Here is a 26,352-nt window from a genome sequence, read left to right as displayed (position 1 = left end):
CCCAAGCAAGGAGACCGAGTGAGACCCAACGCTTCCTCCCCCCGCAGACGGACCGTCCGCGCGGCGGCGTTCATCGCCTCCGCCGCCATGGTGGTCATCGGTGTCCAGACCGGCCAGGCCAGTGCCCAGCCGGACCGCGGCCGTGAGGCGGGCGCGTCCGCGCTGCCGTTGAGCGCCGCGCAGCGGACCACCGCGATCAAGGCGGCACAGGCCGACGCCTCCGCGCAGGCCGAGAGCCTCGGGCTCGGGGCGAAGGAGAAGCTCCTCGTCCGCGATGTCATCAAGGACGCGGACGGGACCGTCCACACCCGCTACGAGCGCACCTACGCGGGGCTGCCCGTGCTCGGCGGGGATCTGGTCGTCCACGAGAAGAAGAGCGGCGCGCGCTCCGTCAGCAAGGCGACCGGCGCCCGGATCTCGGTGCGCAGCACGACCGCGGGGATATCGGCGGCCGACGCCGCGAAGAGTGCACTGAAGACCGCGGCGAAGGTCACGGCCAACGCCGAAGTGAGCGACCCCCGGCGGAACCGGTCGCCGCGCAAGGTGATCTGGGCGGCCACCGGCGAGCCCGTGCTGGCCTGGGAGACCGTGGTCACCGGGACCCAGCACGACGGCACCCCCAGCGAGCTGCACATCATCACCGACGCCACCACCGGCAAGCGGCTGTTCCAGGACGAGGCCGTGGAGACCGGCACCGGAACCAGCCAGTACAGCGGCACGGTGCCGCTGGGCACCACCCGCGGCGGCTCCGGCTACAGCCTGACCGACGGCACCCGCGGCAACCACAAGACGTACGACCTGAAGCAGGGCACCTCGGGCACCGGCACCCTGTTCACCGACGCCGATGACCGCTGGGGCGGCGGACGGCAGACCGCCGGGGTGGACGCCCACTACGGCGCCGGGCAGACCTGGGACTTCTACAAGAAGGTGCTGGGCCGCAACGGCATCCGCAACGACGGCGTCGGCTCGTACTCCCGTGTCCACTACGGGAACAACTACGTCAACGCCTTCTGGTCGGACTCCTGCTTCTGCATGACCTACGGCGACGGCTCGGGCAACGCCCACCCGCTCACCTCGCTCGACGTGGCCGGTCATGAGATGACCCACGGCGTCACCGCGGCCACCGCCAAGCTCAACTACAGCGGTGAGTCCGGCGGTCTCAACGAGGCCACCTCCGACATCCTCGCGACCGCGGTGGAGTTCTACTCGGCCAACTCCGCCGACCCCGGTGACTACCTCATCGGCGAGAAGATCGACATCAACGGTGACGGCACCCCGCTGCGCTACCAGGACAAGCCCAGCAAGGACGGTGCCTCCAAGGACTACTGGTCCTCCTCGCTCGGCGGGATCGACGTCCACTACTCCTCCGGGCCCGCCAACCACTTCTTCTACCTGCTGTCCGAGGGCAGCGGCGCGAAGGTGATCAACGGCGTGAGCTACAACAGCCCGACCTACGACGGCTCGAGGATCACCGGCATCGGCCGGGACAAGGCGGTCCGGATCTGGTACCGGGCGCTGACCACATATCTGACCTCCACCTCGAAGTACGCCCAGGCCCGCACCGCCACCCTCAACGCGGCGCGCGACCTCTACGGCTCGACCTCCACCGAGTACAAGACGGTCGCGGCGGCCTGGACCGCCATCAACGTGCGATGACCGGGCGGTAGGGCAGGACAAAGCCGTATGAAGCAGACAACGGACCGCGCCGGAAAACCGGTGCGGTCCGTTCCTGTTGTCGCCGCTGATCGGCACTTACGCTGCTGTCATGACTCAACAGGTACGCGGCGTGGTCGCCCCCGGAAAAGGCGAAGAGGTCAGGATCGAGACGATCGTGATCCCCGACCCCGGCCCCGGCGAGGCGGTGGTGCGGGTGCAGGCATGCGGTGTCTGCCATACCGATCTGCACTACCGGGAGGGCGGTATCAACGACGACTTCCCCTTCCTGCTCGGCCATGAGGCGGCCGGGATCGTGGAGTCCGTCGGTGACGGCGTCACCGAGGTGGCGCCCGGCGACTTCGTGATCCTCAACTGGCGTGCGGTCTGCGGCCAGTGCCGCGCCTGCCGCCGCGGCCGCCCCTGGTACTGCTTCAACACCCACAACGCGTCCCAGCCCATGACGCTCACCGACGGCACCGCGCTGACACCCGCGCTCGGCATCGGCGCGTTCGCCGAAAAGACGCTGGTGGCCGCCGGACAGTGCACCAAGGTCGACCCGGAGGCGTCGGCGGCCGCGGCCGGGCTGCTCGGCTGCGGGGTGATGGCCGGAATCGGCGCCGCGATCAACACCGGCGCGGTCGGGCGCGGCGACTCGGTCGCCGTCATCGGCTGCGGCGGAGTCGGCGCCGCGGCGGTCACCGGAGCCCGGCTGGCCGCCGCCGAGAAGATCATCGCGGTGGATGTGGACGACCGGAAGCTGGAGTGGGCGCGCGGGCTCGGCGCCACCCACACCTTCAATGCCACACAGGGCGACGTCGTGGAGAAGATCCGCGAACTGACCGACGGCAACGGCGCCGATGTGGTGATCGAGGCGGTCGGCCGCCCCGAGACCTACCGGCAGGCGTTCTACGCCCGTGATCTGGCCGGCACCGTGGTGCTGGTCGGCGTCCCCACCCCGGAGATGAAGCTGGAGCTTCCGCTGCTGGACGTGTTCGGCCGCGGTGGCGCGCTCAAGTCCTCCTGGTACGGCGACTGTCTGCCGTCCCGCGACTTCCCCATGCTGATCGACCTTTACCAGCAGGGCCGACTCGATCTGGACGCCTTCGTCAGCGAGACCATCGGCCTGGACGACATCGAGGAGGCGTTCGCCAAGATGCACCGCGGTGACGTGCTCCGTTCGGTGGTGATGCTCTGATGACCCCGCCGCCCGTACGCATCGACCACCTCGTGACCTCCGGCACCTTCTCGCTGGACGGCGGCACCTGGGAGGTGGACAACAACGTCTGGCTCGTCGGCGACGACCACGAGGTCTATGTCATCGACGCCGCGCATGACGCGGACGCCATCATCGAGGCCATCGGCGGCCGCAGGCTGCTCGGCATCATCTGCACCCACGGCCACGATGACCACATCGACGCCGCCCCGGCCGTCGCCGACCGCACCGGCGCGCCGATCCTGCTGCACCCGGAGGACGAGGTGCTGTGGCGGATGCGCCATCCGGACCGGGCGCCGGACAAGCCACTGGCCGACGGCGATGTGCTCACCGTCGGCGGCACCCAGCTGCGGGTGCTGCACACCCCCGGCCACTCCCCCGGTGCGGTGTGTCTGCACGCCCCCGCGCTGACCACGGTCTTCTCCGGGGACACGCTCTTCCAGGGCGGACCCGGCGCGACCGGGCGCTCGTACTCGTCCTTCCCGACGATCATCGAGTCGATCCGGGAACGGCTGCTGGCCCTGCCACCGCAGACCGTCGTCCGCACCGGGCACGGCGATACGACGACCATCGGCGACGAGGCCCCGCACCTCGACGAGTGGATCGCCCGCGGGCACTGAGACCAGCGGGCACTGAGATCAGGGCGGACAGGGCGCCGGGGCCGGGACCCCGGCGCCCTGTGCGTCCGGTGCCGCCCCGGCCCATGACACCATCGACCGCGTGATCGACCTGGGCTACTCCCTCTCCCGCCGCTTCCCGGACCCACCGCAGACGGACTACCGGAGCGCGGACCAGCACACACTGCGGCACGATCTGTTCTGCGGTGATGTGTATCTCGCCGACACCCGCGCCGACCGTGAACTGTCCACCGCCTGGGGCTGGGTGCCGGTGCTCGACTTCGCCTGGGCGCTGTGCGACATCGTGGAACGGCTCGACCGGGACCCGCGCGGCAGCCGCTCCGCGACCCCCGTCCACGCGGAGCTGGACTTCACCGAGTCCACCGACCGGCTGCTCTTCGAGCGGCGCTTCGGCTGGGTGGACATCACCGCCGACTGGATTCCGGCCGGTGAGCCCCCGCTGACCTTCGGCCACGCGGCGCTGCGCCGCGAGGCGCGCGACTTCCTGCACGATCTGATCGCCGATCTCGTCGATATGCACGAGGGTCTGGGCGACAACCCCGTGGTGTGGGACCTCCAGTCCCGTTTCCCCCGCATCTGACCCCGCCGTCTTCGGAACGGCCTTGACTTCAACCATTGTTGAAGTTGGAGGCTCATCGGGCAGGGGGCACCGATCACCCGGTGCGCCACCAGCCTTGGGAGAGCGCCATGCACGCCGTACGACTGCACGCCTTCGGCCCCGCCGAGAACCTCGTCCTGGAGGAGACCGAGGACCCGGTGCCCGGCCCCGGCCAAGTGCGGATCGCGGTCGCCGCGGCCGGAGTCCACCTCCTGGACACCGCGCTGCGCGCGGGGATGACCAGCGCGGTCCACGCCGCCCCCGAACTGCCCACCATCCCCGGCCGGGAGGTCGCGGGCACGGTGGACGCGCTCGGCGCGGGCACCGACCCGACGTGGCTGGGCAAGCGGGCCGTCGCGCATCTGGGCATGGTCCCCGGCGGCTATGCCGAACGGGCCGTGGTCGCCGCCGAGAGGCTGCACGAACTGCCGGAGGGGCTGGACGAGGCACAGGCCGTCGCCATGATCGGTACCGGCCGGACCACGATGGGCATCGTGCAGTTCGCGGAGCTGACGGCGGACGATGTGGTGATCGTGACCTCGGCGGCGGGCGGGATCGGCCAGCTGCTGGTCCAGTACGCGCAGAACGCGGGCGCCACCGTCATCGGACTCGCGGGCGGCGCGGCCAAGGTGGCACGCGTCCGTGAACTGGGCGCCCCCATCGCCGAGGACTACAACGACCCGGCCTGGCCCGAGCGGGTCCGCGCCGCACTGGCCGGACGCGCGGCCACCGTGTTGTTCGACGGCGTGGGCGGTGACGCGGCGCGGGCCGGGGTGGAGCTGCTCGGCCGCGGAGGGCGCCATCTGGTCTTCGGCTGGTCCTCGACCGGGCTGCGCGGGGGCGGCCCGCTGGAGCTGGAGGAGAAGGAGCTCACCGAGCGCGGGATCACCTCAACTCCCGTGCTGGGCCCGCCGATGCTGGAGCGGGCCGGTGGCCCGGACCCGATGCGCACCCTGGAGGAGCGGTCACTCGCGGAGGCGGCGGCCGGGCGGATGATCCCGGCGGTGCAGCGTTTTCCGCTGGCGGAGGCGGCCGCCGCGCACCGGGCGCTGGAGAACCGCGCCACGATGGGAAAGGTCGTTCTGATCCCCTGAACCGGCCGAAGGGCAAGGGAAATGACCGGCCGACCGAGCACATTCCAGCCGCAAGGCTGCACTCATCCAGGCTTGGGCCTGTCAGCATCCTGACAGTTCGCTGAGCCCGACCGCCGCGTCGATCGTGTCGCATCCGTACTCCCGCCCGGGGTGCCGGGTGAGCCTGCCGACCGGCCCGGAGAGCGAGACCGCGGCGATCACCCGGCCGCCGGGGCCGCGGACGGGTGCGGAGACGGTGGCCATGGCGGTCTCCCAGCCGCCGAAGCTCTGGGCCCAGCCGCGACGGCGGACCCCGGAGAGCATGGCCGCGCTGAACCGGGCGCCGCGCAGCGCCTCGTACAGCAGCTCGGGCTCCTCCCAGGCAAGGAGCACCTGGGCGACGGCCCCGGACTTCAGCGGGAAGGCACTGCCGACCGGCACGGTGTCGATCCCGGTGCCGTGCGCCTCCGCGGCGGCCACGCACACCCGCAGCTGACCGCGGCGGCGGTAGAGCCGGGCACTGGCGCCGGTGCGGTCGCGCAGGGCGGTGAGCACCGGTTCGGCGGCGAGCGACAGCCGGTCGGCCCGCGCCTCGACGACCATGTCGCCCAGGCGCGGGCCGAGCGCGAACCGACCGTCGCGGTCCCGGGCGACCAGCCGCAGCCGCTCCAGGGCGAGGGCCAGCCGGTACACGGTGGGCCGCTTGAGGCCGGTGGCGGAGACCAGGGTGGCCAGGGTCGCCGGACCGCTCTCCAACACCCCCAGCAGCAGCGACGCCTTGTCGAGTACGCCGACGCCGCTCTCCAGCCGGGGCGGGCTGGGCTCCGGACCGGCCGCCCGCCGCGCCGCCGGGTCCGCTGTTGTTGTCATCGTCAAGGTGGCCATGGCAAGTGTCCTCAGCCGAGGTGGGCGGCCAGCGCGCGGAAGACGGCCTCCCGCTGCTCGGCCAGGTAGAAGTGGTCTCCGGGCAGCACCGTGAGGTCGAACCCGGCGGGGGCCACCGCGGCCCAGGCCCGCAGATCGGCCGCGGTGACATGGGGGTCGCGGTCGCCGACGAGGCCGACGACCGGGCAGCTCACGGGGATGGGGGTGCGCGGCCCGTAGGTGCCCACGGCCGTGAAGTCGGCGCGGAGCGCGGGCAGGACGAGCTCGCGCAGCTCGACGTCCTCCAGCACCGCGGGCTCGGTGCCGCCGATCCGGCGGACCTCCTCCAGCAGGGCGCGGTCGCCGCGGAGGTGGGTGTCCCCGGGGGTGACCCGGTGGGGTGCCTTGCGGGCCGAGACAACGAGGGCGTCGAGGCGGATACCGTGCCTGCTCTCCAGCCGCAGCGCCACCTCGTAGCCGACCGAGGAACCCATGCTGTGGCCGAAGAGGGTCAGCGGGACGTCCGCGAACGGCAGCAGCGCGGCGCTGGCTTCGTCCGCGAGCCGCTCGATGCTGTCGATGGCCGGTTCTGCCAGCCGCTCCTGGCGGCCGGGGTAACGGGTGGTGAGAAGCTCCACCCCGGGCAGCACACCGTCGGTGGCCGCCCGTCCCCAGCGGTGGAAGAAGCCCGCCGAACCGCCGGCGTGGGGCAGACAGACCAACCGTCTGCGGACCGCCCCCTCCGGCGCGTATCTGCGGAACCACCTGCTGTCGACACCGACGGCCATCGTCTGCTCGCCTCCCCGTGCGAGGAATCCGTGATGCACCCTACGGACCGGGCAACCCGGATTCCTCTGGTCTTGTCTAGCGGTGTGACTCGGTGTCCGGCAACGCGTCTTCATGAAGCTGCCAGCGGGGTTGTGGAAATCAAGAATGCCGTTCATCTTCGGCTGCCCGGGGATCGCGCGGCCGACCGCCGAATCGGCGCAGACCACGGCGTGTTCACGGTGCCACCGGTAATCCGGTTGAGGGCAGGTGCGGCCGGAGCTACCGTGCCGGGTGTGATGAGCCCTGAGTCGGACAGAACGGAGCCGCCGGTCACCCGGCGGCGGGTCGTGCTCTGACCGACAACCGACCTTTCTCTTCCGTCGGTTTCGCCCCCGGTGACCGGACAACAACCTCCGTGTGTCCGGCCCTTTCCGGCTGCTCTTCCACCTTCTTCCGGTGACACAGGTCGCCCTGGTGCCGCCCTCTGGTGACGCAGCCGATGCCCGGCGCGCGGACGCTCTTGCCCGCTTACGCCTCACTGGAGCCGACCCTTGCCTGTGTTCCTCCATGTCCTCGGCCTCGCCGTCTTCGCCCAGGGGACATCCGAGTTCATGCTGTCCGGTCTCGTACCGGGCATCGCCCGTGATCTGTCCGTGTCGGTGGGCGCCGCCGCGAGTCTGACCTCCGCCTATGCCATCGGGATGATCGTCGGTGCGCCGGTGATGGCCGCGTGGAGCGCACGTCTGCCACACCGCCGCGCACTGGCGGGCTTCCTGGCCGCGTTTGTTGTCGTGCATGTCATCGGCGCGGTGACGACGGACTTCACGGTGCTGTTCGCCACCCGCGTTGTCGCCGCGATCGTCAACGCCGGTTTCCTGGCGGTCGCGATGTCCGCCGCCACCGCCCTCGTCCCCCCGGCGCTCCACACCCGCGCCACCGCCGTGCTGCTCTCCGGGGTCACCCTGTCCTGCGTCGCCGGGGTACCCGCGGGTGCGCTGCTCGGTGACCGCTCCGGCTGGCGTGCCGTCTTCTGGGCGGTCGCCGCCCTCTGTCTGCCCGCGCTGGCGCTGGTGTTCCGGCAGGCTCCCGCCGACGCCGCCGCCCCTCACCACGATGCGTCGATCCGCCGGGAGGTACGGGTGGTGAGGTCACGCCCGGTGCGGCAGGCGCTGGTGCTCGCCGCCACGGTCAACGGCGCCACGTTCGCCACCTTCGCGTATCTCGCCGTCATCGCCACCGACATCACCCATCTTCCCGAGGGCGCGGTGCCCGGTCTGCTCGCCGCGTTCGGTGCGGGCGCATTCCTCGGTGTCACCACCGCGGGCCGCACCGGCAGCGGCGAACTCCGCACCGGACTGTTCCTCGCCCTGTGCGCGCTGCCCGTCGGCTGGACACTGCTCGCGCTGGCGGGCCCGTACCCCGTGCCGCTCATCGTCATGACGGTGATCCAGGGCGGGTTGTCGTTCGGCATCGGATCAGCGCTGGTCGCCCGCGTCATGCGGGTCGCGTCCGACGCGCCGGCCCTGAGCGGAGCGTTCGCCACGGCCGCGCTCAATGTGGGCGCGTTCGCGGGCCCGTTGGCGGCGGAGGCGGCGGCCGGGGCCCTGGGCGACTACCGGGGGGCGGTGTGGGTCAGCGCGGCCCTGGCCGCGACGGCCACCGCCGCTCTCGCGGTGTCCCGTACGCGGACCCGAGCCAACCGGCGCTGAGCGCCCGGCGGCGGATCGCCGTCGCGCGCGACCCATTACTCTGCGGGCACACCCTGAGCCGCTTCCGGACGGGCCGTCCGGCCGCGGCCGGGGGCTCACGGGGAGAACGGTGACAGAGGTCATGTCCATGGGCGGGGACAGCGGATCCGGAAACCGGCACGGCTCCTGGCACACCGCCGCCAGGGTCGTATGCGGGGGTGCGGCGGGGCCGGCCGGGGTGGGTGGTGTGGCGGTCGGCGCCGTGACCGGGTGGGTGGCGGCCGTGTCGATGGGGGTGGCGGTCGGGGTCACGCTGGTGACGGTCGGGTGGTGGCCCCGCACCCGGGCGCGGCTCGGGGTGGCGGCCACGGTGGTGTCCATGGTCTCCGCGGTGGCGACCGTGCTCTCGGGGGACGCCGGGGAGGACTCGCCGGTCGGGGTGCTGATGCTGGTGGAGTTCGCGGCGGTCACGGCGCTGGTGTTCATGGTGGCCCGGTTCGCGCCCGCGCCGCAGGCGGTGCCGCTGGTGCTGCTGCTGTCGGCCGCCGGGTCCACGGTGATCCTGCGGGTGGGAGCGTACGCATCGTTCCTGGAGGCGTTCGGACAGTGCGCGTTCATGGGGCTCGGGGCCATCGGCGCGACACTGGCCGGCGGGTACGTGCGGATGCTGGACACCCGGCGGCTGAACTCGGTGCGGGCCGCGCGCCGCGGCCAGCGGCTGGAACTCGCCCGGGATCTCCATGACTTCGTCGCCCATGACGTCTCCGGCATCGTGGTACTGGCCCAGGCCGCCCGGCTGGTGGGTGCCGGGCAGCCGGAACGGCTGATGCCGCTGCTGCGGCAGATCGAGGCCGCCGGACAGCAGGCGCTGCGCTCGATGGACCGTACGGTGCGCATGCTCGACGACACCGATACCGGCACCGACACCGACACCGGGGGCGGGGGCGGCGGGGCGGAGGACCGGCCACGGGCGTACGGGCTGGAGGACCTCACCGATGTGGTGGAGCGGTTCCGCTCCTCGGGGCGGGCCGAGGTACGGCTCGAACTGGCACTGACCGCCGAGGCCATCGCCCGCGTACCCCGCGAAGTGGCGAGCACCGCGCACCGGATGGTGGTGGAGGCGCTCACCAACGTCCGCCGTCATGCCCCCACGGCCGCCACCGTACGGATCCGGGTGGCGCCGGAGCGCCCCGGCGACGCGCTGGCCGTCAGTGTGGTCAACGGCGCCGAGGCCGTCGGCTCGGGCTCCGGCGGCCGTCTCGGCGAGGACGGCCGCCGGAGCGGGACCGGGCTGCTGATGCTGACCGAGCGGGTCGAGGCGCTCGGCGGCACGCTCAGCGCGGGCCCGGTCGCGGGGGGCGGCTGGCGGACGGCCGCCGTTCTGCCGCTCGCCGACGCCGGTAGTACGCCACGGTGACCACGCCCAGCAGCGGCCCCCAGGCCAGCAGGGGCGCGTAACAGGCGGTCTGGAGCCAGTACAACGGCCCGTAGGGATCACTGATGTCCGCCAGGTTCTCCGGGGCGTTCCAGATGAACGCGCCGATGACGGTGATGCAGGTGACGGCCAAGGCTCCGAGGGACGCCGGAATCACCGCGCACAGCACGGGAATCCGCCTGCCGCCCAGGAACGGGACCCAGCGCGGCACCACTTCGCCCCATGGCTGGACCAGCCCCAGCGTGAGCAGCCCGAGCCCCTCCGCGAACAGGCTGAGCGCGATGACGTACACCGTCATCGAGCCCGGGAAGTGGCTCTCGTGCAGATCCGAGGTGGGGGCGAAGCCCAACGGCACACCGAACCCCATCGCGCACCGCCACAGTCCGGTGGGCAGCAGGGTGAACGGCACGGCGTGCGCCGCCCAGCGGGCCGGCCGCGAGGGGCGGGGGGACGGCGCGGTGTGGGGTGGCCGGGGTGCCAGGTCCCGTTCGGTGCTCATCGTCATGGTGTCTTCTCCGTCGATCAGCCGGTGCGCTGCCAGCGTGACGGAGCGGGGCAGGTCGCCACATCCACCGATCGGCAGGCCGTAACGGGTCCGGAGCCGGTACGGAATGTGCCGTTCGGCAGAGGCGCGAACCAGCCCCGGAGGCGGATTCCCCGCCCTCGACGTTCCAGGGCTACGGTGAGCGCTGTGACCACCCGCATCCTGCTGGCCGACGACCAGGACAGCGTCCGGATCGGCTTCCGGCTGATCCTCGACTCACAGCCGGACATGGAGGTCGTGGGCGAGGCCCGGGACGGCCTGGAGGCGGTCGAACTCGCCCGTAAGCTGCGCCCGGACGTGGTGCTCGCCGATATCCGGATGCCCCGGATGAACGGGCTCGAGGTCACCCGGCTGCTCACCGGGCCCGATGGTGAGGACCCGGTCAAGGTGATCGTGGTGACCACCTTCGACCTCGACGAATACGTACACACCGCGCTGCGCAACGGCGCCTGCGGCTTCCTCCTCAAGCGCTCCGGGCCCACCTTGCTGGTGGAGGGGGTACGGGCGGCGATGGCCGGGGACGCCTTGATCAGCCCTTCGGTGACGGTCCGTCTGCTGCGTCAGCTCCAGGAGCCGGAGAAGCCACGGGCCAAGCGGCCGGTCACGGCGCTGACCGAGCGCGAGGTGGAGATCGCCAAGCTGGTCGCCCAGGGGATGACCAATGCCGAGATCGCGGCGGAGCTGTTCATCTCGGCCGGCACGGTCAAGACGCATATTGCCCATACACAGCGGAAGCTGGACGTCCGTAACCGCGTCGGGATCGCCGCGTGGGTCTGGGACAGCGACCGACTCGGTTGACCCCCTGCCGTAGCGCCGTGTGCGTCCCGCCATCCACACCCTGTGGACAACGCAGCCCGGCCCGGCCCTCCGGGGACGAACCGGGCGCGTGCGGCGACTACTTGGACTTGGGAACGGTGGACGCCACATCGTCCAGCACGGCATCGGTCACCAGACCGGTGTCCTCCAGGACCTCCATGTGGTCGTTGACGGTGTTGTTGGCCTGGGTGGCCAGCCGCCGGATCAGGGCGTTCTTGGTGGTGGCACGGACCTCGCCGATGGTGATGAAGATCTTGCCGTGCGAGGCGCGCAGCAGGTCCACGAAGGTCTGGTCGAACTCGCGCCCCTTGGCCGCCTTCAACTGGTCCACCCAGCCCTGCTGCTCGGCGCTGGCCTCATCGGGGAGCGGGACGTTGAGGGCCTTGGCGTCCTCGCGCGTGAGCTGGTCCAGCTTGCTGTGGCCGTCGAGCAGATGCATTCCGGCCCGTTTGATCGCCTCGCTGGAAGCTTGGCTCTGCGCCATCCGCCCGGCCGGTATCTCCCACAGCCCGGCCTGCCGGACCTTGACCAGGAACGTCTTGTCCAACTCGGTGAGCCCCCCGCCCCCATCGCCCGCCGCACCGCCGTTGCCCGCAGCCGGCAGGTTCCCCGCCACCGAATGCGCTTCCGAGTCATCACCACGCGACATCCAGATGGACACCCCGGCGACAATCGCCACCAGAGCGACCACGGCGGCGAGCACGCGGTTGACGGGAAAGGCGGCGCCGTGGTTTCGCGCGTTCCGGGCGTTCCGGGCGTGAGATTTCATCATGCCTCCTGGGGGGCACAACGGTCCGTCACTGAGGAGCCGTGGCCGTGTGCGGAGATCGGCTGGACGACTGGGGTACGCACCACCCGGATCTTTGCACTCAGCAAAAGTCCATCTTCGTCACGTGCGCTCAAAGCAAGCCCGACGGCGATCAACTTCCCTTACAATTCCGCGCCGGAGGGGGCATCTTCGAGGCGGCCCGCCCCGTGCACCCACTCACCACCCCGCGACGCGCCGCCGCGCACCTCGCTCGCCCGCATGCCCGCCCGACGGCTCACCACCGGCTTCCGTGAACGCCCGCAACGCCTCGATGAGACCGCGCCGCTGCCCCACGGACATGGCCTCCACGATCCCCGTGAGCTCCCCCTTGCGCCGCTGGGTGACCTCCTCCACCGTCCGCCGCCCGGTCTCCGTCAACGCGATCACACTCGCCCGGCGGTCCACCTCCGAGGCCCCGCGGGCCACCATCCCCGCCGCCACCAGCCGGTCGATCATCCGCATCGCCGTGGACGGCTGCACCCCCAACTCCTCGGCCAGCCGCGACAGGCTGAGCTGCCCGCTGTTCTCCAGCACCACCAGCATCCGGAACTGCGGCAGCGTGAGTGTCTCCTCCACCGCCGCCAACGACCGCGCCGAGACCGCGACCAGCAGCCGGGAGGCGACCAGCAAGGCGTTCACCATCGCCTCGACATCGGACTCGGGAACGGGCAGGGGCGAGCTCGTCGGCATGCGCCCTTTCTACCCCGGAGTCCCCGGAAATGTGGTGGCTCGCCGAAGCGGACCGTGCCACCCTGCGCCCATGACGCTGACGACGCCTACGCCCCGCGCACCGAACCAGCCCGGGAGCCATGCCGCGTAAGAACAGACCGACGCTGCCGACTGGTGAGTGGTGGCTGGTGGTTGGTGGTTGGTGGGAGCAGCGCGTCTGATACCTCGCTCAGATCGGCCGATAGGCGGACGGCTCCGTGTCCGGTGGCAGCCCCCGGCTCATGGTGATGTAGACCGGTCCGTACGGTGTGGCCGTCTGCAACGCCTCCCACTGGTCGAGCTCCTCCGAGCAGTACCGCTTCAACAGCGCGCGCAGCATGGCGAATTCCTCGTCCGACAGCGGTCCCTCCCCGATCGATTCCATACCCGCACCCTCCCCTGAAAGGTCACGCCCATGCCTGCGTTCTTTGCACCCGATGGCACCGAACTCGCCTATGACGTGGTCGGAGACGGACCGCCGCTGATCGTCATCCCCGGCGGCCCGCTACAGGACCCCGTCTACCTGGGCGACCTCGGCGGTCTCTCCGCCCACCACCGGCTGATCACACTGCACCTCCGCGGTACGGGCCGTTCTGCCACCCCGGAGGACTCCACCACCTACCGCTGCGACCGCCTCGTTCCCGACGTGGAAGCCCTCCGCGTCCACCTCGGCCTCGACCGCGCCGACCTGCTCGCCCACTCCGGCGGCACCAACCTGGCCGTCCGCTACGCGGAACACCACCCGGACCGCATCCGCAAACTGGCCCTGATCACGCCCAGCCCCATGGCGCTGGGCATCACGATCTCCTCCGATCTCCGCCGCGAAACGGCCCTCCTCCGCCAGGACGAACCCTGGTTCCCCACGGCGTTCGCCGCCCTGGAAGCGATGGTCTCCGGCACTGCCACCCCCGACTCCTGGCAGGCCATCGCCCCCTTCCGCTACGGCCACTGGGACGCCACCGCCCAGGCCCACCAGGCCGCGGAGAACACCCAGCGCAACAACGAGGCCGCCGCCGTCTACGCCTCCGAAGGCGCCTTCACCCCTGACACCACCCGCACCGCCCTCAGCGACTTCCACCAGCCGGTGCTGCTCCTCGCCGGAGAGTTCGACCTGAACTCCCCTCCCTCATCCGTAGCCGCCCTCGCCGAACTCCTCCCCACCCCTCACCTCACCACCCAACCCGCCACGGCCCACTTCCCCTGGCTGGACGACCCGGTCCACTTCGTGTCGACCACGACGGCATTCCTGGCCTGACGCCCTCACCGCATATCCAGTGAGCGTTACCCCTCAATCCAGGGGGAGGAGACAGCACATGACATCGACTGCGTTTCACATCGGCGGGGATCTGAAAGTACGGCGGCTCGGGTTCGGAGCCATGCACCTGCCGACGGAGCCCGGCCCGGCGCGTAAGACCTCTGTCGCGGTCGCCCGGCGGGCCGTGGAGCTGGGCATCACTCTGATCGACACCGCGTATCTCTATGGCGGGGGAGCCAACGAGGAACTCCTGGCCGAGGCCCTGCACCCCTATCCGGATGGGCTGCACATCACCACCAAGGTCGGTGTTGCCCGGTCGGGCCCGTCGGGCGAGTGGAAGCTCGACGGGCGGCCGGCTGTTCTGCGCGATCAGGTCGAGCAGGCCCTGCGCCGACTGCGCGTCGAGCGGATCGAACTGCTTCAGCTGCACCGCATCGATCCGGAGACGCCGCTCGCCGACCAGGTCGGAACGCTGCGCGAGCTGCGGACCGAGGGGAAGATCGGCCGGATCGGACTGTCCGAGGTCACCGTCGACGAACTCAACCAGGCACGGGAGATCGTCCAGATCGCGAGCGTGCAGAACCGCTACAACCTGCTCGCCCGCGAGCACGAGCCCGTACTCGCGGCCTGTGAAGCGGCAGGCATCGCGTTCCTGCCATGGCGCCCTGTCGCGTGGGGGGAGTCCGGGGCGAGGTCCGAGGTCGCCGCCGTGGCCGCCGCTGTCGACGCCACCCCCACGCAGGTTGCGCTCGCCTGGCTCCTCGGCCACTCGCCGGTCATCCTCCCGATCCCGGGCACTGCCCGGATCGACCACCTGGAGGAGAACCTCGCCGCGGAAGGTCTCCACCTGCCCCAGGCCCACCGCGATCGCCTCGACCGGCTGTCCGAGGCGGGATAGGGCCCTGTCCCGGCTGATGGGGCAAGGGGACGGTCACGTGCGGTTCAGGCCGCTCTCCTCGCCCCGCGGTGCGCTGCGGCTGGGCCGGGCGCGGGTGCGGGTGCGGGTGCGGGTGCGGTTCAGAGTTTGTCGGCCGCGCGGACCTGGTGGAGGTGGATGAGGACGTCGTAGGCCCGGCCGAGGGCGAGGGTGGGCAGGGGGTCGGGGGTGAAGGTTGAGCCGGCGTCGTAGACCGGCCGGGCGCGGTCGAGCCAGGCGCGGGCCGCGGCGGGTGCGGTCCGCAGGTCGAGGTAGAAGTCCCGGTACCTGACCCGGTCCAGGGTGTGCTCGTTCATGCCGGGGCGCGCCGCCGGGACGGTGACCGGCTTCCAGTCCCCTTCGAGGGAAGCCTTGGTGAGGAAGGAGCCGCCGGCGAAGCTGAAGCCGATCGCGGCGTAGTCGCGGCCCAGGCGGTCGCGCAGCACGGCGCCCTGGGTCCGCGGGTACATATCCGGATGGGTGGAGAGGTAGCCGATGTGGCCGTTGTGGGCCGACAGCAGCATCTTGTGGCCGGTGTGGTGCCGCCACCACAGCACGTTGTCGGCCATGGCCTGGTCACGCAGGCGCTCGGCGGCAGTGACCGAGGCCGGGTCGGCGAGGTCGATGGCGGCGAAGGAGAAGGTCTGCGCGATGTTCCGGGCGTGCTGCACCGTCCACGCGTAGTCCTTGCCGCCGGCCTCCTGGTGCTCGGCGACCAGTTCGAGTGCTCCCTGGGCGAGTGCGGCGTTCTCCTTGCGTTCCGCGACCGGCTTGCGCAGGTAGGCGAAGATGTCGTCGAAGGGGCGGAGTCCGGCGTACAACTCGGTGAGCCGGGGCAGTGCCTCCGGCCGGGTTTTGCTGACGGACGACAGCACGCGCTCGAAAATGTGGTCGCCGAGCTTCGGCGCCCCGAGGTCGTCCCCCATGAAGTGGACCCGGTGGTCGGGGTGGCGGCGGTTGTGCTTGCGCATCCAGCCGATCAGGCTGACGAACTCCTCGCGCTCCCAGGGGGATCCGGCCAGTGTCATCAAGTTCGGAAGCGGAAGGCGTCTCAGGCCAACCAACGGACGCAGTAGGCTGCCACAGCAGGTACGGCAGTGTCGGGGCTCCCCTCCCTGGCCCGGCTCGAACGGGCTGGTCCCCTCCACAACGGGTCGGCGCTGTGGGGAAGAGTTCACACCGACCGACGCAAGGCCGCTTGCAGCGTACTGCTCGACTGACGTTCCGACATCACCCATTGACATCAACGGTGGCGGACATCGGCGGCACACGATGCACTGCGGCCGCCGCCCGCCCGCCAGTTGGGCCCCCGATACGTGTGGAGCGTGGCGGATGCTTGCACAGCGGCGGGAGGTGGCGGGCCACGGGTGCGTATCAAGCCAGGCCGGCACGCGCCCGTTCGATGTCCGCTGCCGCGCTAGCGTCCGTCCCATTCCTCGCGGAGCACTCCATAGACGATGGAGTCCCGCCACGCGCCACGGACGTGGACGTGGCCGCGGATTCGGCCCTCTTCCGTCATGCCTGCCGCCAGAAGTGTCTTCTCCGATGCGATGTTGAGGGGAGCGCGAGCGGCCCACACACGATGGAGATCCAGGTCGGTGAAGGCGAGGGCGAGGAGCAGCCGGACGGTCTCTCTGCCGTAACCCAAACCCCAGGTATCGGGGCGCAGTGCGAATCCGATGGTCGCGGCGCGTTGTTGGTGTGGGTCAAGCGCGAGGCGGGCAAATCCGATCAGCTCGGCGGCGTCACGGCGGACGACGGCAAGCGCGTATTCCTGGCGCGGGGTCGCCGACGCCGAAGCCACCGAGCGCGCGACGATGCCGCCGACCTCGTCGCGCGAGCGTGGTGTAAAGCTGAGGTGTTCGGTCGCTTTCGGACTGCCGTAGATCGCAAGGACCGCGTTCACGTCATCACCGGTGAACTCGCGAAGCGAGAGGCGAGCGTCGTCACGGAGGACCGGAAACATGGCGCGACTCTACTCTCGATGTTCAGCTCGACAGGGCACGTGCGGGGCGGCTGCTGAACGCCGCGATCTCCTCACGCAGTTCTGGGTCCGGAATCGGGGGACCGGATTGGCTGGCCAGTTTCACCTGCGTCGTTGCCCTGGCTCGCGGCTGGCCGACCTCCCTCTCCGCGCATCAACAGCTTCGGGAAAAGCCTCGCCCCGGGACTAAGGCCGATTGCCGGCTTCCGCGGTCGCATCCGGGGGGTGCAGGGCTTGGCGCCGGTAGTCCCTGGGCGGCATGCCATAGGTGGCGCGAAAGGCGCGCGTGAAGTCGGCTGCGCGGGGGAACCCCCAGCGGGCGGCGATGGCATGGATGGCGGTGGGGCTCATCACGGGGTCGGCGAGATCGCGGCGGGCGCGTTCCAGCCGCTGATGGCGGATCCAGGCCGCGACCGTCTCGTGCTCAGCCTTGAAGAGACGATGCAGGTAACTGAGAGAGATGTTGTGCGCGGCGGCGATGGCGTGTGGGGTCAACTGGTGGTCGTGCAGGTTCCGCTGGACGTGGGCCCGGATGCGCAGCGTCAGGGTCCGGGTGCGGGTTTCCGGCGGAAGGGAGGGTTCGGTGTCCATGGCGTGGGCGAACACCGCAGAGAGCAGATCGGTCACGACCGTCCCCAAACGGGGGCCATCGGATGGCTGGTAGGGGCTGGAGTCCGCCGCGAGCTGGGTGAGGAACTGCACGAGGAGGGCACCGACCCCTTCCCGGCCGGGCAGTCCCTGGGCGACCAGCCGGTCCAATTTCTTCCGCGGCAGGTGCAGCATCATCTTGGGGATCTCGAGCCCGATTCCCGAGAACAGTTCAGAATCATTGGCGCACATGACGTCGCAGGCACGTGAGGTGTCGAAGAGCTGTATCTCGTGAGGGCCGTAAACAGCTCGCTGATCGGCCCAAGTTATTCGACTGGTTCCGTGCAGAGGAATCCCGATGTGATACTGCTCGGGATCGGACTGACGGATGAGCTTGGGGGTTCTGTGGAAGCTAAGGGCTTGGTGACGCGTAGACCACACATGGACTGCACCGAGACTCAGCACGCGTTGACGCGCCCGGAAATCCTCCGCGTATTCACTGTGGAGGTCCAGCGGCGCATGGGTTTGCGCTACACACTCACGCCAGAATTCGAACCGGTCCGCAGCAGCCAGGTCCTCCGTCCCAAAATTCGTCTCGATCAACATCCCACTTCCCCCGTTTCATGACGGTCTACAATCCGTTGCTGGTCGGCGATTTCCCGGCGATGCTTGATTAACGCATCGGCGGTGGTGTCGCCGCTGGAGGTGCTCACTGATTCTGGCATTGACTGCGCCGTTCCCCTTAAACACAGGCGGTCGAGGGTCTGGAGGAGGTTGGAAAATTTTCCGCTCCCGTGGGTGTCATGGGTTGTGTGAGCAACATTGACAGGCATCCCCCTCTCTCAGAATGTGCACCCTTGGTGAGAAGCGCTCGCCAAATTGTGCCAGTCCGTGCGACTGGTACGCCGCGTGCGCCCGTAGCCTGCCTCCTTCTGGCTACAGCTACGTCAAGAAGGTCACCCACAGCCACGGTGACATCAACGGCATCGGATGGAGGCGCACACGAGCGTCCTTGTCCGGCCACAGCGACCGCAGACCGCGCTACCAAGATCGACCTTGGTCGAACTCCTTGAAGCGGGTGTCACCGACTGGGTCTGCCCCCGCAGCCCTGGCCGCAGGGTTGGTCCCTCCTCCATCACGTGGTGCGGCGCTCCACGGTGTTCAACCCAGACAGGGGCCGCCGCCCGGGAGAGCCCAGAGGTCGTTGTCCCGGCGGCGCTGGAGGAGAATGCGGCCCTCCTCGTCGGTGACGACAGCGGATGCGGCGACCACCAAGCTGTTCGGCTCAGGTGCGTCCGGGTCGTCGCAGTACTCGGTCCGTGCCATGGTCAGTCTTCCCCTACCGGTGTCGCTGTCGCCCACACCGCGTCGAAGCCGGCCGTGTAGGTGTCGTGCATGCCGCCTACCCCGCTTCGCCGCAGATGCCACACCGGGGCGGCGAAGGCGTCATGAGCGCGAGTCGGCACCGGGATTCGATCCCGTGGCCGAACTTCTCTTCCTCACCCCGCAACCGGACGTTCTCGCTGTCGGCGTCACCGATCGCGATGCGGACCGCGCAGCCTTCGGCAGCCCGTTCCCGTTAAGGGTGCGGAGCTGTTCCCGGACAGCCAGGAGTGCTTCGGTGAGGCTCCCGGCGGCCTCCGCGCTCGTCGGGCCTCCCGCCTCCGTCCGAGCGGACCGTGACTCCTTGACCTCGGCGACTCGCAGATCGCGGTCACGATGAACGTCTACACGCACGTGCACGACGACAGTCGGCGTGAGGCGATGGGCCACATGGATCGGCTGCTCAAGCACCGTAAATAGGGGACTGCCGTCACCCTCTGCCGTCAACGCCCCCACGATCCAAGATCGCGGGGGCGTTTGGCCTGCTCAGACACAGAGCCGACTGTCGGGTTCGAACCGACGACCTTCGCTTTACAAGAGCGGTGCTCTACCAGCTGAGCTAAGTCGGCGTCCCCAGCAGTGTACCCATCCCGCAGGGGTGATCCGTTCGAAAATTCTCACGCTTCGGCTAGAGACAGATCACGCCTCCTCGGGATAGCGTCACGCCAACCCACGTCAGTGGACCAATCCACCTTTACTCGGATCGTCCGGCACGTTCCTGCCGGTGAAGGGATCAGATCGCCATGGCTACGGTCACGTACGACAAGGCCACCCGGGTGTACCCGGGGACCGACAAGCCCGCCGTCGACCAGCTCGACATCGCCATCGAGGACGGTGAATTCCTCGTCCTCGTCGGACCGTCCGGCTGTGGGAAGTCCACCTCGCTGCGGATGCTCGCCGGGCTCGAGGACGTCAACGGGGGCGCGATCCGGATCGGTGACCGGGATGTCACCCACCTGCCGCCGAAGGACCGGGACATCGCCATGGTGTTCCAGAACTACGCGCTGTACCCGCACATGACCGTCGCGCAGAACATGGGCTTCGCGCTCAAGATCGCGGGCGTCAACAAGACCGAGATCCGGCAGAAGGTCGAGGGCGCGGCCAAGATCCTCGATCTCACCGAGTACCTGGAGCGCAAGCCCAAGGCGCTCTCCGGTGGTCAGCGGCAGCGTGTGGCGATGGGCCGCGCGATCGTGCGGGAGCCGCAGGTGTTCCTCATGGACGAGCCGCTGTCCAACCTGGACGCCAAGCTGCGTGTGCAGACCCGTACGCAGATCGCGAGTCTCCAGCGGCGCCTGGGGATCACCACCGTCTACGTCACCCACGACCAGGTCGAGGCCATGACGATGGGCGACCGGGTGGCCGTGCTGAAGGACGGGCTGCTCCAGCAGGTCGACTCGCCGCGCAACATGTACGACCGCCCCGTGAATCTCTTCGTCGCGGGCTTCATCGGCTCCCCCGCCATGAACCTGATCGAGGTGCCGATCACCGACGGTGGTGTGAAGTTCGGCAACAGCGTGGTCCCGGTCAGCCGTGAGGCGCTCAGTGCAGCGGCCGACAAGGGCGACCGTACGGTCACCGTGGGTGTCCGGCCCGAGCACTTCGATGTGGTCGAGCAGAACGGCGCCGCCGCCAAGACGCTGACCAAGGAGTCCGAGGACGCCCCGGCCGGGCTCGCCGTCACCGTCAACGTCGTCGAGGAGCTCGGCGCCGACGGGTACGTCTACGGCACCGTCGAGGTCGGCGGCGAGGTCAGGGACCTGGTCGTGCGCGTCAACGGTCGCCAGGTGCCGGAGAAGGGCGCCCAGCTGCACGTGGTGCCGCGGCCGGGTGAGATCCACGTCTTCTCGACCTCGACCGGGGAGCGGCTCAGCGACTGAGCCCGCCCCTGAGGGAGTTCACGGCGCCGTTCGTCCGCTCGCGCGGGCGGGCGGCGCCTTTGGTTGTACGGGAAGCGTGCGGCACCGCCTCATTGGCTCGTCGCGTTGTCGATAAATTCCCCGACAATTGCGGCATTTTGGACAGCGACGTCAACGCATCAGCCCCCAAGAGTGGCATTCCATCACCCACCTCAGTGACTGAATGTCGCCAAATCGTCGCTCCTCGCTACGATCACCGCGTACCGCAGTCCCGATCGACCCGCGAGGAACACCCCCGTGAAGACCCCCGTGAACTCCGCAGCCCGCCGCATCGGCAGAACTCTCGCCCTCGTCCTCCCCGTCGTCCTCGTCCTCTCCGGGACGCTCGCGGTCACCCGCGTCCCGTGGGCCTCGCCGAGTGCCGAGTCGCAGATCCTCACCGCCTCCGCCGGCAGGGCCTCCACCCAGGCCGCCCATCGCGCCCCGCATGAGCTGCTGCGCGACCGGCTGCTCACCGAGCTCCAGCAGAAGGACCCGGCGGTGGCCCTCACCCACCTCCAGGTGGCGACGAACGAGCGGCCCTCCCTCGCCAAGCACTGCGCCTCCATCGCCCGTGCGCTCGGCCGCGCCGCGGTGGCCAAGTACGGCGGCACCGCCCGTGCCCAGGCGTACGCCCGCCCTGTGTGCGACACCTCGTTCGCCTCCGGGATCACCCAGGCGTACCGCTGACCGCGCCCCCTCATCCCGCTCCGCCTGCGGCGGTCCCGGCACCGCATATGGTGCGGTCCATGACCGATGACGACGACCGCAGGCTCGGGCATCACCCACCGGCCGCGCGCCCCACCCAAGCCGTCGTCCTGGCCGGAGGCCAGGGCTCGCGGCTGCGCCCGTACACCGACGACCGCCCCAAGCCGATGGTCGAGATCCCGGGCACCGGGACCCCGATCATCGGCCACCAGCTCGCCTGGCTGGCCGCCGAGGGCGTCACCGACGCCGTCGTCTCCTGCGGCCACCTCGCCGCCGTCCTCCAGGACTGGCTGGAGTCGGCGGATCTGCCGCTGCGGGTGACGACCGTCGTCGAGAAGGAGCCGCTGGGCCGCGGCGGTGGTCTGAAGTTCGCCGCCGCTTCGCTCCCCCACCCCGACCGGCCCTGGTACGCCACCAACGGCGATATCTGGACCCGGTTCTCGCTCCGCGACATGGCGGACTTCCACCATGAGCGCGCCGCGGTCGCCACCCTCGCGCTGGCGCGCCCACGCATTCCGTGGGGCGTGGTCGAGACGGACGAGTTCGGCCACGTCCTCGACTTCATCGAGGCGCCGCCGTCCCCCTATCTCATCAACGCGGGTGTGTACGTCTTCTCCGCCGAGTTCACGTCACTGCTGCCGAACCGCGGCGACCACGAGCGCACCACCTTCCCCCGCCTCGCGCGCGAACGCCGCCTGGCGGGCTTTCCGCTCCCCCACGGGGCGTACTGGCGGGCGATCGACACCGCCAAGGACCTCACCGAGGCCGCGAAGGAACTGGCCGCGGGCCCGGCCCCGCACGGCCACGGCCCCCTGAGCTCCTCCCCGCCCGTTCCCCACACCTGAGGTCGGTGGTGCGCGGCCCGGCCGCGAGCGGTGTGCGGCTGGGCGGGCGCAGGGGCCCAGCCGCACCGCACACGTCAACGTCCTTGGCGGGCACGGCCGCTGACCGACCGGCTACGGGATCTCGCCCTGCGGCAACGCGCCGTTGCGCTCCAGTGTGGTGAGCCACTGGGCGACCACCGTGTCGATGAACTCTTCGGTGACCTGGCCGCGGTCGAGCAAGAGCCGGGCAAGGACCGGCCCGTAGAGCAGGGTGTACTCGGACTCACTGAGCTGAACGCCGGAGGGCTCCAGGAGCCCGTTGAGAGCGGCCCGGCGGTCCTGGCCGATGCGTACGAGGGCTTGGGCGCTGTCGGGGTCGTGATCGGCCTGGGCGGCGACGGCCAGCACCGCGGAGCGGGTGGCCGGGTCGCTGATGCCGTCGCGCAGGCTCGTCAGCCAGGCGGTGGCCACGGTGCGCACATCGCTGCCCCGCTCGGGATAGCCGACGTCGGGGCCTTCCAGGATCAGGTCGAAGAGAAGCGCGGCCCGGTTGGGCCAGTGGCGGTAGAGGGTCTGGCGGGTGACGTCGGCCCGCTCGGCCAGCAGTGCGTAGGTGAGCCCGGTCGGGCCGACCTCGGGCAGCAATGCGCGTGCGACGGTCAGGACACGGTTGCGGGTGCGCTGAACGCGCGGGTTGTCCGGGGTCGGCCGGCGACGGTGGAGGGGCGGCTGCATGGCTCCACCCTATCCAGAAATCATACGTGCAGTGTGATTTGAGCCACACCATGCATCACACCCTGCGAGCGCCGCATCGGAAAGGCCATCACCAGCACACGGGCCCCGCACCTAAGGTGCGGGGCCCCTGCGCAATGCGGACGTCAGCCGAGGAGGCCGCCCAGGGCGGCTTCATCGTCGTCGCTCTCGCCGTAACCGCTGTCTCCGTTGTCCTCCTCCGCCGGGGCGCCTTCCGGCTCGCCGCCGGTCACGCCGCCTCCGGCGCCGCCGCCGAGGGACGGCGGGCTCATCGTCGTCCTCGGGGCGACGGGAGCGCGGCGCGGGGACTGCGGGGTGGTGCGGAGACCGGGCTCCGACTGGCTCGGGCTGCCCGAGCCGTCCATCGGCCCGGTGGAGCTCGGCTCTCCCGGGACCGACGGCGACGACGAGGCGGACGGGCTCGGGCTCGTCCGCAGACGCTCGCTCGGGGACGGAGCGCCGCTGGTGCCCACCGGGCCGCGCGTTCCACCGCGCGGGCTCTCCATGGACTTCCTCGGCAGCGGCGAACCCGGCACGCGGTTCGTCGGCACATCCCTCGGCTCCGGCGCCCGCACCATCTCCGAGGACCGTACGGCGCCGCCCAGCGTCGAGCCGACCAGCAGGGCCAGCCCGGCCACGACCATCGCCATCACGGTGCCCCGGCGCAGCACCCGGCGCCGCAGGTCCCACAGCGCGGCGCGCGGGCCCAGCCGCCGCCAGGCCTCGCCCGCGAGGCGGGCATCGGCCGAGTACACCGGGGCGCCCGCGATGATCAGCGGGCTCCAGGCGGCGAGGTAGATGATGTCGGGGGCGTCGTAGACGGGGACCGTACGCCAGCTCACGGTCAGGATCAGCGCGGCGGAGAGCAGCGCGCCGAAGGCCGCCGCCAGCCGCTGCCACAGCCCCAGGACGGTGAGCACCCCCACCACGATCTGGAGGAACGCGACCGTCAGCCCGGCCCCCACCGGATGCTCGAGCGCGAGGTCGCGCAGCGGTTCGGCGATCGGCCAGGGGTGCAGCGACCGCAGCCAGGTGACCATCGAGCCGCGCTCGCCACCGTCGAAGTAGACGGGGTCGGAGAGTTTGCCCATCCCCGCGTAGATGGAGATGAAGCCGAGGAAGATGCGGAGCGGGAGGAGGACGATGCCCAGGTTCATCCGCCGCCCGGGGTAGTAGGCGTGGCGTACGGACTCGGAATGGCGGCGCTGGCGCGGAACGGCGGTCTGCCGGGTCGCGCCCGGCTCCTCGTAACGGGCCCGGTCCTGAACCGAGCTCCGGTCCCGGTCCCGGCCCGGGTCCCGGTCGGCGAACTCCCCCGCTCGCGGGGGGCGTTGTCCGGTCCCGCCCCCGGCTCCGGGCCGCGGCACCGTCTCCGTACGCGGGCTGCGCGGCCCGATGACGGTGGGCGGGCCCTCGTCGAGCGTGATCCGCGGCAGCACCTGGGTGGCACCCACATCGTCGGCGCCCTCGGCCAGCCCGGAGCGGGACCGGCCCTCGCCGACGCCGTCGGTCATGCTCTCCTCGGAGTACCGCACGGCCTGGAGGAGCCGGGTCGCCGCCGTGTCACCGCCGGGCCGGGTGCGACCACTCCACACCACGGGCGGGCGGCGCCGGGCCGGGGCCGGGATGCGGGCGAACCGGGCCGTGTCCGCCAGCGCGCTGCTCACCACCGGGGCGCTGAGCTGCACCCGGAAGCTCGGGGCGTTGACGGCGACCTGCGCCGGATCGCATGGCACCTTGGCCATGGTCAGCTGCGGCTCGTCGTCGAATCCCGTCGCGCGTCCCGCCAAGGGCGTGCGGGCTTTTCTGGTCTCCACACTCAACTAACCGAGTGACTGGCGGGAAAGACACTGGCTGTGACCGTCTTGTGCTGTCCGAGGCCCGTCAAGTCAAGATCGTCGAGCGGGAGGCGCACCGGGCGCCGCCCCGGCACACCGCGCCCCTACGCCCCCGGGACACCACGTCGCTACGCCCCGGGCGCGCATGCGCCGCCAAGCGCTCCGCGGGACGTGCCGCGAGGTGGGGTCGTTGGTCCGCGGCTGCGTCGTGGCCGGTCGCGCCCACGCGGCGGAGCCGCACATCGACACAGCCCCGCGCCCCTTCGGGGCGCAACCGAGCACCGGACTTCAGCGAGGCCGCTCAGCCGCGCCGACGCGCCGCCTCGTACAGCACCACGCCCGCCGCGACGCCCGCGTTCAGGGACTCCGCGCCGCCCGGCATCGGGATCCGGACGCGCAGGTCACAGGTCTCGCCGACCAGCCGCGACAGTCCCTTGCCCTCGCTGCCGACGACCACCACGACCGGGCCGTCCAGCACCTCCAGGTCCTGGAGTTCGACCTCGCCGTCGGCGGCCAGGCCGATCACCGTGAGCCCGGCCTTCTGGTAGGACTCCAGCGCGCGGGTGAGGTTGGTCGCGCGGGCGACCGGGGTGCGGGCGGCGGTGCCCGCGGAGGTCTTCCAGGCGCCGGCGGTCATCCCGGCCGCGCGTCGCTCCGGCACCACCACACCGTGGCCGCCGAAGGCGGACACCGAACGCACCACCGCGCCCAGGTTCCGCGGGTCGGTGACGCCGTCGAGGGCGACGATCAGCGGGTCCTCGCCCTCGTCGAAGGCGGCGGCGCTCAGGTCCTCGGGGTGGGCGTACTCGTACGGCGGGACCTGGAGCACCAGGCCCTGGTGGTTGAGCCCGTTGGTCATCCGGTCCAGCTCGGGGCGCGGGGCCTCCATCAGGTGGATACCGCCGCGGTCGGCGGCCAGCTTCAGGGCCTCGCGCACCCGGTCGTCGCTGTCGATGAACTGCTGGACGTACAGCGTGCTCGCCGGAACGCCCTCGCGCAGCGCCTCGACCACCGGGTTACGGCCCACCACCAGCTCGTTGGTGCCCTTACCGGCGCCCCGGCGCGGGGTGGGGCGCCCCGTGGCCTTGCGGGCGCGCGCGTTGGCGATGCGCTGTTTGGCATGGCCCTTGCGCATCTCGGCGGGCGGGGTGGGGCCCTTGCCCTCCAGTGCCCGGCGCCGCTTGCCGCCGCTGCCGACCGTCGCGCCCTTCTTGTTCGCGGTGCGTCGGTTCCTGCGCTGGCTGTTGCCCGCCATGAATGTCACCTATCTCTTCACTGCTCAGCGCTGCGCGGCAAGCGGGAAAACGTATGTACGGTCATCAGTGTGCCGCCCGGCGGGCCGGGCGACACAAAGACGGAGGTCAGAGGGGATCAGAGGGAAGTCGAGGGGAGGCCG

The 26,352-nt window shown here is 70.8% G+C and carries 25 protein-coding genes, 1 tRNA gene and 3 pseudogenes; 14 read left to right on the top strand and 15 right to left on the bottom strand.

Features of this window, described 5'->3' with window-relative positions:
• The first annotated feature begins 18 nt into the window (after positions 1 to 18).
• From JK363_RS01210 to JK363_RS01190, 5 genes are all read left to right on the top strand, one after another.
• Positions 19 to 1,656, top strand: coding sequence for a M4 family metallopeptidase (locus JK363_RS01210; RefSeq protein ID WP_201870595.1), 1,638 nt, complete (start codon positions 19 to 21; stop codon positions 1,654 to 1,656).
• Positions 1,657 to 1,765: 109 nt separating this feature from the next.
• The gene (locus JK363_RS01205; protein ID WP_201870594.1) at positions 1,766 to 2,851 is read left to right on the top strand and encodes an S-(hydroxymethyl)mycothiol dehydrogenase; all 1,086 of its coding nucleotides are present in this window, start codon (positions 1,766 to 1,768) and stop codon (positions 2,849 to 2,851) included.
• Positions 2,851 to 3,489 carry an MBL fold metallo-hydrolase gene (locus tag JK363_RS01200; RefSeq protein ID WP_201870593.1) on the top strand — a complete coding sequence of 213 codons (639 nt, stop codon included), beginning with the start codon at positions 2,851 to 2,853 and terminating at the stop codon, positions 3,487 to 3,489. The genes JK363_RS01205 and JK363_RS01200 overlap by 1 nt, the downstream gene beginning before the upstream one ends.
• A 100-nt stretch (positions 3,490 to 3,589) precedes the next feature.
• The gene (locus tag JK363_RS01195; protein ID WP_201870592.1) at positions 3,590 to 4,087 is read left to right on the top strand and encodes a hypothetical protein; all 498 of its coding nucleotides are present in this window, start codon (positions 3,590 to 3,592) and stop codon (positions 4,085 to 4,087) included.
• A gap of 107 nt (positions 4,088 to 4,194) precedes the next feature.
• The gene (locus JK363_RS01190; protein WP_201870591.1) at positions 4,195 to 5,199 is read left to right on the top strand and encodes a zinc-binding dehydrogenase; all 1,005 of its coding nucleotides are present in this window, start codon (positions 4,195 to 4,197) and stop codon (positions 5,197 to 5,199) included.
• A gap of 81 nt (positions 5,200 to 5,280) precedes the next feature.
• Here the strand turns inward: JK363_RS01190 and JK363_RS01185 are convergent, their stop codons facing one another.
• Together JK363_RS01185 and JK363_RS01180 are read right to left on the bottom strand one after the other, a co-directional pair.
• Positions 5,281 to 6,063, bottom strand: coding sequence for an IclR family transcriptional regulator (locus JK363_RS01185; protein ID WP_236075467.1), 783 nt, complete (start codon positions 6,061 to 6,063; stop codon positions 5,281 to 5,283).
• A gap of 11 nt (positions 6,064 to 6,074) precedes the next feature.
• Complete coding sequence (locus JK363_RS01180) at positions 6,075 to 6,830, bottom strand: thioesterase II family protein (RefSeq protein ID WP_201870590.1); 756 nt, start codon at positions 6,828 to 6,830, stop codon at positions 6,075 to 6,077.
• Between the two features lie 531 nt (positions 6,831 to 7,361).
• On the opposite strand from JK363_RS01180, the gene JK363_RS01175 reads away from it, so the two are divergent.
• Both JK363_RS01175 and JK363_RS44105 read left to right on the top strand, forming a co-directional pair.
• A complete protein-coding gene (locus JK363_RS01175) occupies positions 7,362 to 8,519 on the top strand; it encodes a Cmx/CmrA family chloramphenicol efflux MFS transporter (protein ID WP_201870589.1) in 1,158 nt (385 codons plus the stop codon).
• Positions 8,520 to 8,628: 109 nt separating this feature from the next.
• The gene (locus tag JK363_RS44105; RefSeq protein ID WP_201870588.1) at positions 8,629 to 9,915 is read left to right on the top strand and encodes a sensor histidine kinase; all 1,287 of its coding nucleotides are present in this window, start codon (positions 8,629 to 8,631) and stop codon (positions 9,913 to 9,915) included.
• On the opposite strand, the gene JK363_RS01165 is transcribed toward JK363_RS44105, so the two are convergent.
• Positions 9,833 to 10,438 (bottom strand): hypothetical protein, encoded by a 606-nt coding sequence (locus JK363_RS01165; RefSeq protein WP_236075466.1) that lies wholly within the window; start codon positions 10,436 to 10,438, stop codon positions 9,833 to 9,835. The genes JK363_RS44105 and JK363_RS01165 overlap by 83 nt on opposite strands.
• A gap of 186 nt (positions 10,439 to 10,624) precedes the next feature.
• Here JK363_RS01165 and JK363_RS01160 point away from each other — a divergent pair, with 186 nt between their 5' ends.
• Positions 10,625 to 11,275, top strand: a complete 651-nt coding sequence (locus JK363_RS01160) for a response regulator (protein ID WP_201870587.1) — start codon at positions 10,625 to 10,627, stop codon at positions 11,273 to 11,275.
• A gap of 97 nt (positions 11,276 to 11,372) precedes the next feature.
• Here JK363_RS01160 and JK363_RS01155 read toward each other — a convergent pair whose 3' ends face one another.
• The 3 genes from JK363_RS01155 to JK363_RS01145 all read right to left on the bottom strand — a co-directional run bounded on the left by JK363_RS01155 (position 11,373) and on the right by JK363_RS01145 (position 13,194).
• On the bottom strand, positions 11,373 to 12,065 hold the full coding sequence (locus JK363_RS01155; protein WP_201870586.1) for a DUF4142 domain-containing protein: 693 nt from the start codon (positions 12,063 to 12,065) through the stop codon (positions 11,373 to 11,375).
• 213 nt (positions 12,066 to 12,278) lie between these two features.
• On the bottom strand, positions 12,279 to 12,791 hold the full coding sequence (locus JK363_RS01150) for a MarR family winged helix-turn-helix transcriptional regulator (RefSeq protein WP_201870585.1): 513 nt from the start codon (positions 12,789 to 12,791) through the stop codon (positions 12,279 to 12,281).
• Positions 12,792 to 12,999: 208 nt separating this feature from the next.
• Positions 13,000 to 13,194: a hypothetical protein gene (locus JK363_RS01145; protein ID WP_201870584.1), complete on the bottom strand. Its 195-nt coding sequence runs from the start codon at positions 13,192 to 13,194 to the stop codon at positions 13,000 to 13,002.
• Between the two features lie 30 nt (positions 13,195 to 13,224).
• Between JK363_RS01145 and JK363_RS01140 the strand changes: the two genes are divergently transcribed.
• A complete protein-coding gene (locus tag JK363_RS01140; RefSeq protein ID WP_201870583.1) occupies positions 13,225 to 14,064 on the top strand; it encodes an alpha/beta fold hydrolase in 840 nt (279 codons plus the stop codon).
• A gap of 58 nt (positions 14,065 to 14,122) precedes the next feature.
• Complete coding sequence (locus JK363_RS01135; RefSeq protein ID WP_201870582.1) at positions 14,123 to 14,962, top strand: aldo/keto reductase; 840 nt, start codon at positions 14,123 to 14,125, stop codon at positions 14,960 to 14,962.
• Between the two features lie 119 nt (positions 14,963 to 15,081).
• Here the strand turns inward: JK363_RS01135 and JK363_RS01130 are convergent, their stop codons facing one another.
• The 5 genes and pseudogenes from JK363_RS01130 to JK363_RS42045 all read right to left on the bottom strand — a co-directional run.
• Entirely contained in the window at positions 15,082 to 16,008 is a 927-nt protein-coding gene (locus JK363_RS01130) for an erythromycin esterase family protein (protein WP_268980999.1), read from the bottom strand.
• A gap of 389 nt (positions 16,009 to 16,397) precedes the next feature.
• Positions 16,398 to 16,946, bottom strand: coding sequence for a GNAT family N-acetyltransferase (locus JK363_RS01125; RefSeq protein ID WP_201870581.1), 549 nt, complete (start codon positions 16,944 to 16,946; stop codon positions 16,398 to 16,400).
• Positions 16,947 to 17,150: 204 nt separating this feature from the next.
• Complete coding sequence (locus JK363_RS01120) at positions 17,151 to 18,158, bottom strand: AraC-like ligand-binding domain-containing protein (protein WP_201870580.1); 1,008 nt, start codon at positions 18,156 to 18,158, stop codon at positions 17,151 to 17,153.
• A 570-nt stretch (positions 18,159 to 18,728) separates the two neighbouring features.
• Positions 18,729 to 18,878, bottom strand: a pseudogene (locus JK363_RS01115) (NUDIX domain-containing protein); the annotation flags it as partial.
• 2 nt (positions 18,879 to 18,880) lie between these two features.
• Positions 18,881 to 19,128, bottom strand: a pseudogene (locus JK363_RS42045) (KH domain-containing protein); the annotation flags it as partial.
• Positions 19,129 to 19,244: 116 nt separating this feature from the next.
• Here JK363_RS42045 and JK363_RS45150 point away from each other — a divergent pair.
• A pseudogene (locus JK363_RS45150) lies at positions 19,245 to 19,355 on the top strand (integrase); the annotation flags it as partial.
• Between the two features lie 76 nt (positions 19,356 to 19,431).
• Here the strand turns inward: JK363_RS45150 and JK363_RS01110 are convergent.
• Positions 19,432 to 19,504 (bottom strand) — tRNA-Thr (locus JK363_RS01110).
• Between the two features lie 174 nt (positions 19,505 to 19,678).
• Between JK363_RS01110 and JK363_RS01105 the strand changes: the two genes are divergently transcribed.
• The 3 genes from JK363_RS01105 (at position 19,679) to JK363_RS01095 (ending at position 22,386) form a co-directional block, all read left to right on the top strand.
• On the top strand, positions 19,679 to 20,815 hold the full coding sequence (locus JK363_RS01105) for an ABC transporter ATP-binding protein (protein WP_201870579.1): 1,137 nt from the start codon (positions 19,679 to 19,681) through the stop codon (positions 20,813 to 20,815).
• Between the two features lie 288 nt (positions 20,816 to 21,103).
• On the top strand, positions 21,104 to 21,523 hold the full coding sequence (locus JK363_RS01100; protein ID WP_201870894.1) for a hypothetical protein: 420 nt from the start codon (positions 21,104 to 21,106) through the stop codon (positions 21,521 to 21,523).
• A 59-nt stretch (positions 21,524 to 21,582) separates the two neighbouring features.
• Positions 21,583 to 22,386 carry a nucleotidyltransferase family protein gene (locus JK363_RS01095; RefSeq protein WP_201870578.1) on the top strand — a complete coding sequence of 268 codons (804 nt, stop codon included), beginning with the start codon at positions 21,583 to 21,585 and terminating at the stop codon, positions 22,384 to 22,386.
• A gap of 111 nt (positions 22,387 to 22,497) precedes the next feature.
• Here the strand turns inward: JK363_RS01095 and JK363_RS01090 are convergent, their stop codons facing one another.
• The 3 genes from JK363_RS01090 to rlmB all read right to left on the bottom strand — a co-directional run bounded on the left by JK363_RS01090 (position 22,498) and on the right by rlmB (position 26,211).
• Positions 22,498 to 23,100 (bottom strand): TetR/AcrR family transcriptional regulator, encoded by a 603-nt coding sequence (locus JK363_RS01090; protein WP_201870577.1) that lies wholly within the window; start codon positions 23,098 to 23,100, stop codon positions 22,498 to 22,500.
• Positions 23,101 to 23,243: 143 nt separating this feature from the next.
• Positions 23,244 to 24,863, bottom strand: a complete 1,620-nt coding sequence (locus JK363_RS01085) for a DoxX family protein (RefSeq protein ID WP_201870887.1) — start codon at positions 24,861 to 24,863, stop codon at positions 23,244 to 23,246.
• A 394-nt stretch (positions 24,864 to 25,257) separates the two neighbouring features.
• Positions 25,258 to 26,211 (bottom strand): 23S rRNA (guanosine(2251)-2'-O)-methyltransferase RlmB, encoded by a 954-nt coding sequence (gene rlmB, locus JK363_RS01080; RefSeq protein ID WP_201870576.1) that lies wholly within the window; start codon positions 26,209 to 26,211, stop codon positions 25,258 to 25,260.
• Positions 26,212 to 26,352 lie beyond the last annotated feature (141 nt).

The organism is Streptomyces coffeae (assembly GCF_016741875.1).
Classification (GTDB): Bacteria; Actinomycetota; Actinomycetes; order Streptomycetales; family Streptomycetaceae; genus Streptomyces; species Streptomyces coffeae.
The sequence above is the reverse complement of the archived record's forward strand: the minus strand, read 5'-3'. Positions and strand labels throughout refer to the sequence as shown.

Excerpts from the sequence above, each read along its gene's own strand:
- JK363_RS01205 (WP_201870594.1), top strand. The coding sequence starts at position 1,766 with ATGACTCAACAGGTACGCGGCGTGGTCGCCCCCGGAAAAGGCGAAGAG.
- JK363_RS01200 (WP_201870593.1), top strand. The coding sequence starts at position 2,851 with ATGACCCCGCCGCCCGTACGCATCGACCACCTCGTGACCTCCGGCACC.
- JK363_RS01190 (WP_201870591.1), top strand. The coding sequence starts at position 4,195 with ATGCACGCCGTACGACTGCACGCCTTCGGCCCCGCCGAGAACCTCGTC.
- JK363_RS01185 (WP_236075467.1), bottom strand. The coding sequence starts at position 6,063 with ATGGCCACCTTGACGATGACAACAACAGCGGACCCGGCGGCGCGGCGG.
- JK363_RS01180 (WP_201870590.1), bottom strand. The coding sequence starts at position 6,830 with ATGGCCGTCGGTGTCGACAGCAGGTGGTTCCGCAGATACGCGCCGGAG.
- JK363_RS01165 (WP_236075466.1), bottom strand. The coding sequence starts at position 10,438 with ATGACGATGAGCACCGAACGGGACCTGGCACCCCGGCCACCCCACACC.
- JK363_RS01155 (WP_201870586.1), bottom strand. The coding sequence starts at position 12,065 with ATGATGAAATCTCACGCCCGGAACGCCCGGAACGCGCGAAACCACGGC.
- JK363_RS01150 (WP_201870585.1), bottom strand. The coding sequence starts at position 12,791 with ATGCCGACGAGCTCGCCCCTGCCCGTTCCCGAGTCCGATGTCGAGGCG.
- JK363_RS01145 (WP_201870584.1), bottom strand. The coding sequence starts at position 13,194 with ATGGAATCGATCGGGGAGGGACCGCTGTCGGACGAGGAATTCGCCATG.
- JK363_RS01140 (WP_201870583.1), top strand. The coding sequence starts at position 13,225 with ATGCCTGCGTTCTTTGCACCCGATGGCACCGAACTCGCCTATGACGTG.
- JK363_RS01135 (WP_201870582.1), top strand. The coding sequence starts at position 14,123 with ATGACATCGACTGCGTTTCACATCGGCGGGGATCTGAAAGTACGGCGG.
- JK363_RS01130 (WP_268980999.1), bottom strand. The coding sequence starts at position 16,008 with ATGACACTGGCCGGATCCCCCTGGGAGCGCGAGGAGTTCGTCAGCCTG.
- JK363_RS01125 (WP_201870581.1), bottom strand. The coding sequence starts at position 16,946 with ATGTTTCCGGTCCTCCGTGACGACGCTCGCCTCTCGCTTCGCGAGTTC.
- JK363_RS01120 (WP_201870580.1), bottom strand. The coding sequence starts at position 18,158 with ATGTTGATCGAGACGAATTTTGGGACGGAGGACCTGGCTGCTGCGGAC.
- JK363_RS01105 (WP_201870579.1), top strand. The coding sequence starts at position 19,679 with ATGGCTACGGTCACGTACGACAAGGCCACCCGGGTGTACCCGGGGACC.
- JK363_RS01095 (WP_201870578.1), top strand. The coding sequence starts at position 21,583 with ATGACCGATGACGACGACCGCAGGCTCGGGCATCACCCACCGGCCGCG.
- JK363_RS01090 (WP_201870577.1), bottom strand. The coding sequence starts at position 23,100 with ATGCAGCCGCCCCTCCACCGTCGCCGGCCGACCCCGGACAACCCGCGC.
- JK363_RS01085 (WP_201870887.1), bottom strand. The coding sequence starts at position 24,863 with ATGGCCAAGGTGCCATGCGATCCGGCGCAGGTCGCCGTCAACGCCCCG.
- rlmB (WP_201870576.1), bottom strand. The coding sequence starts at position 26,211 with ATGGCGGGCAACAGCCAGCGCAGGAACCGACGCACCGCGAACAAGAAG.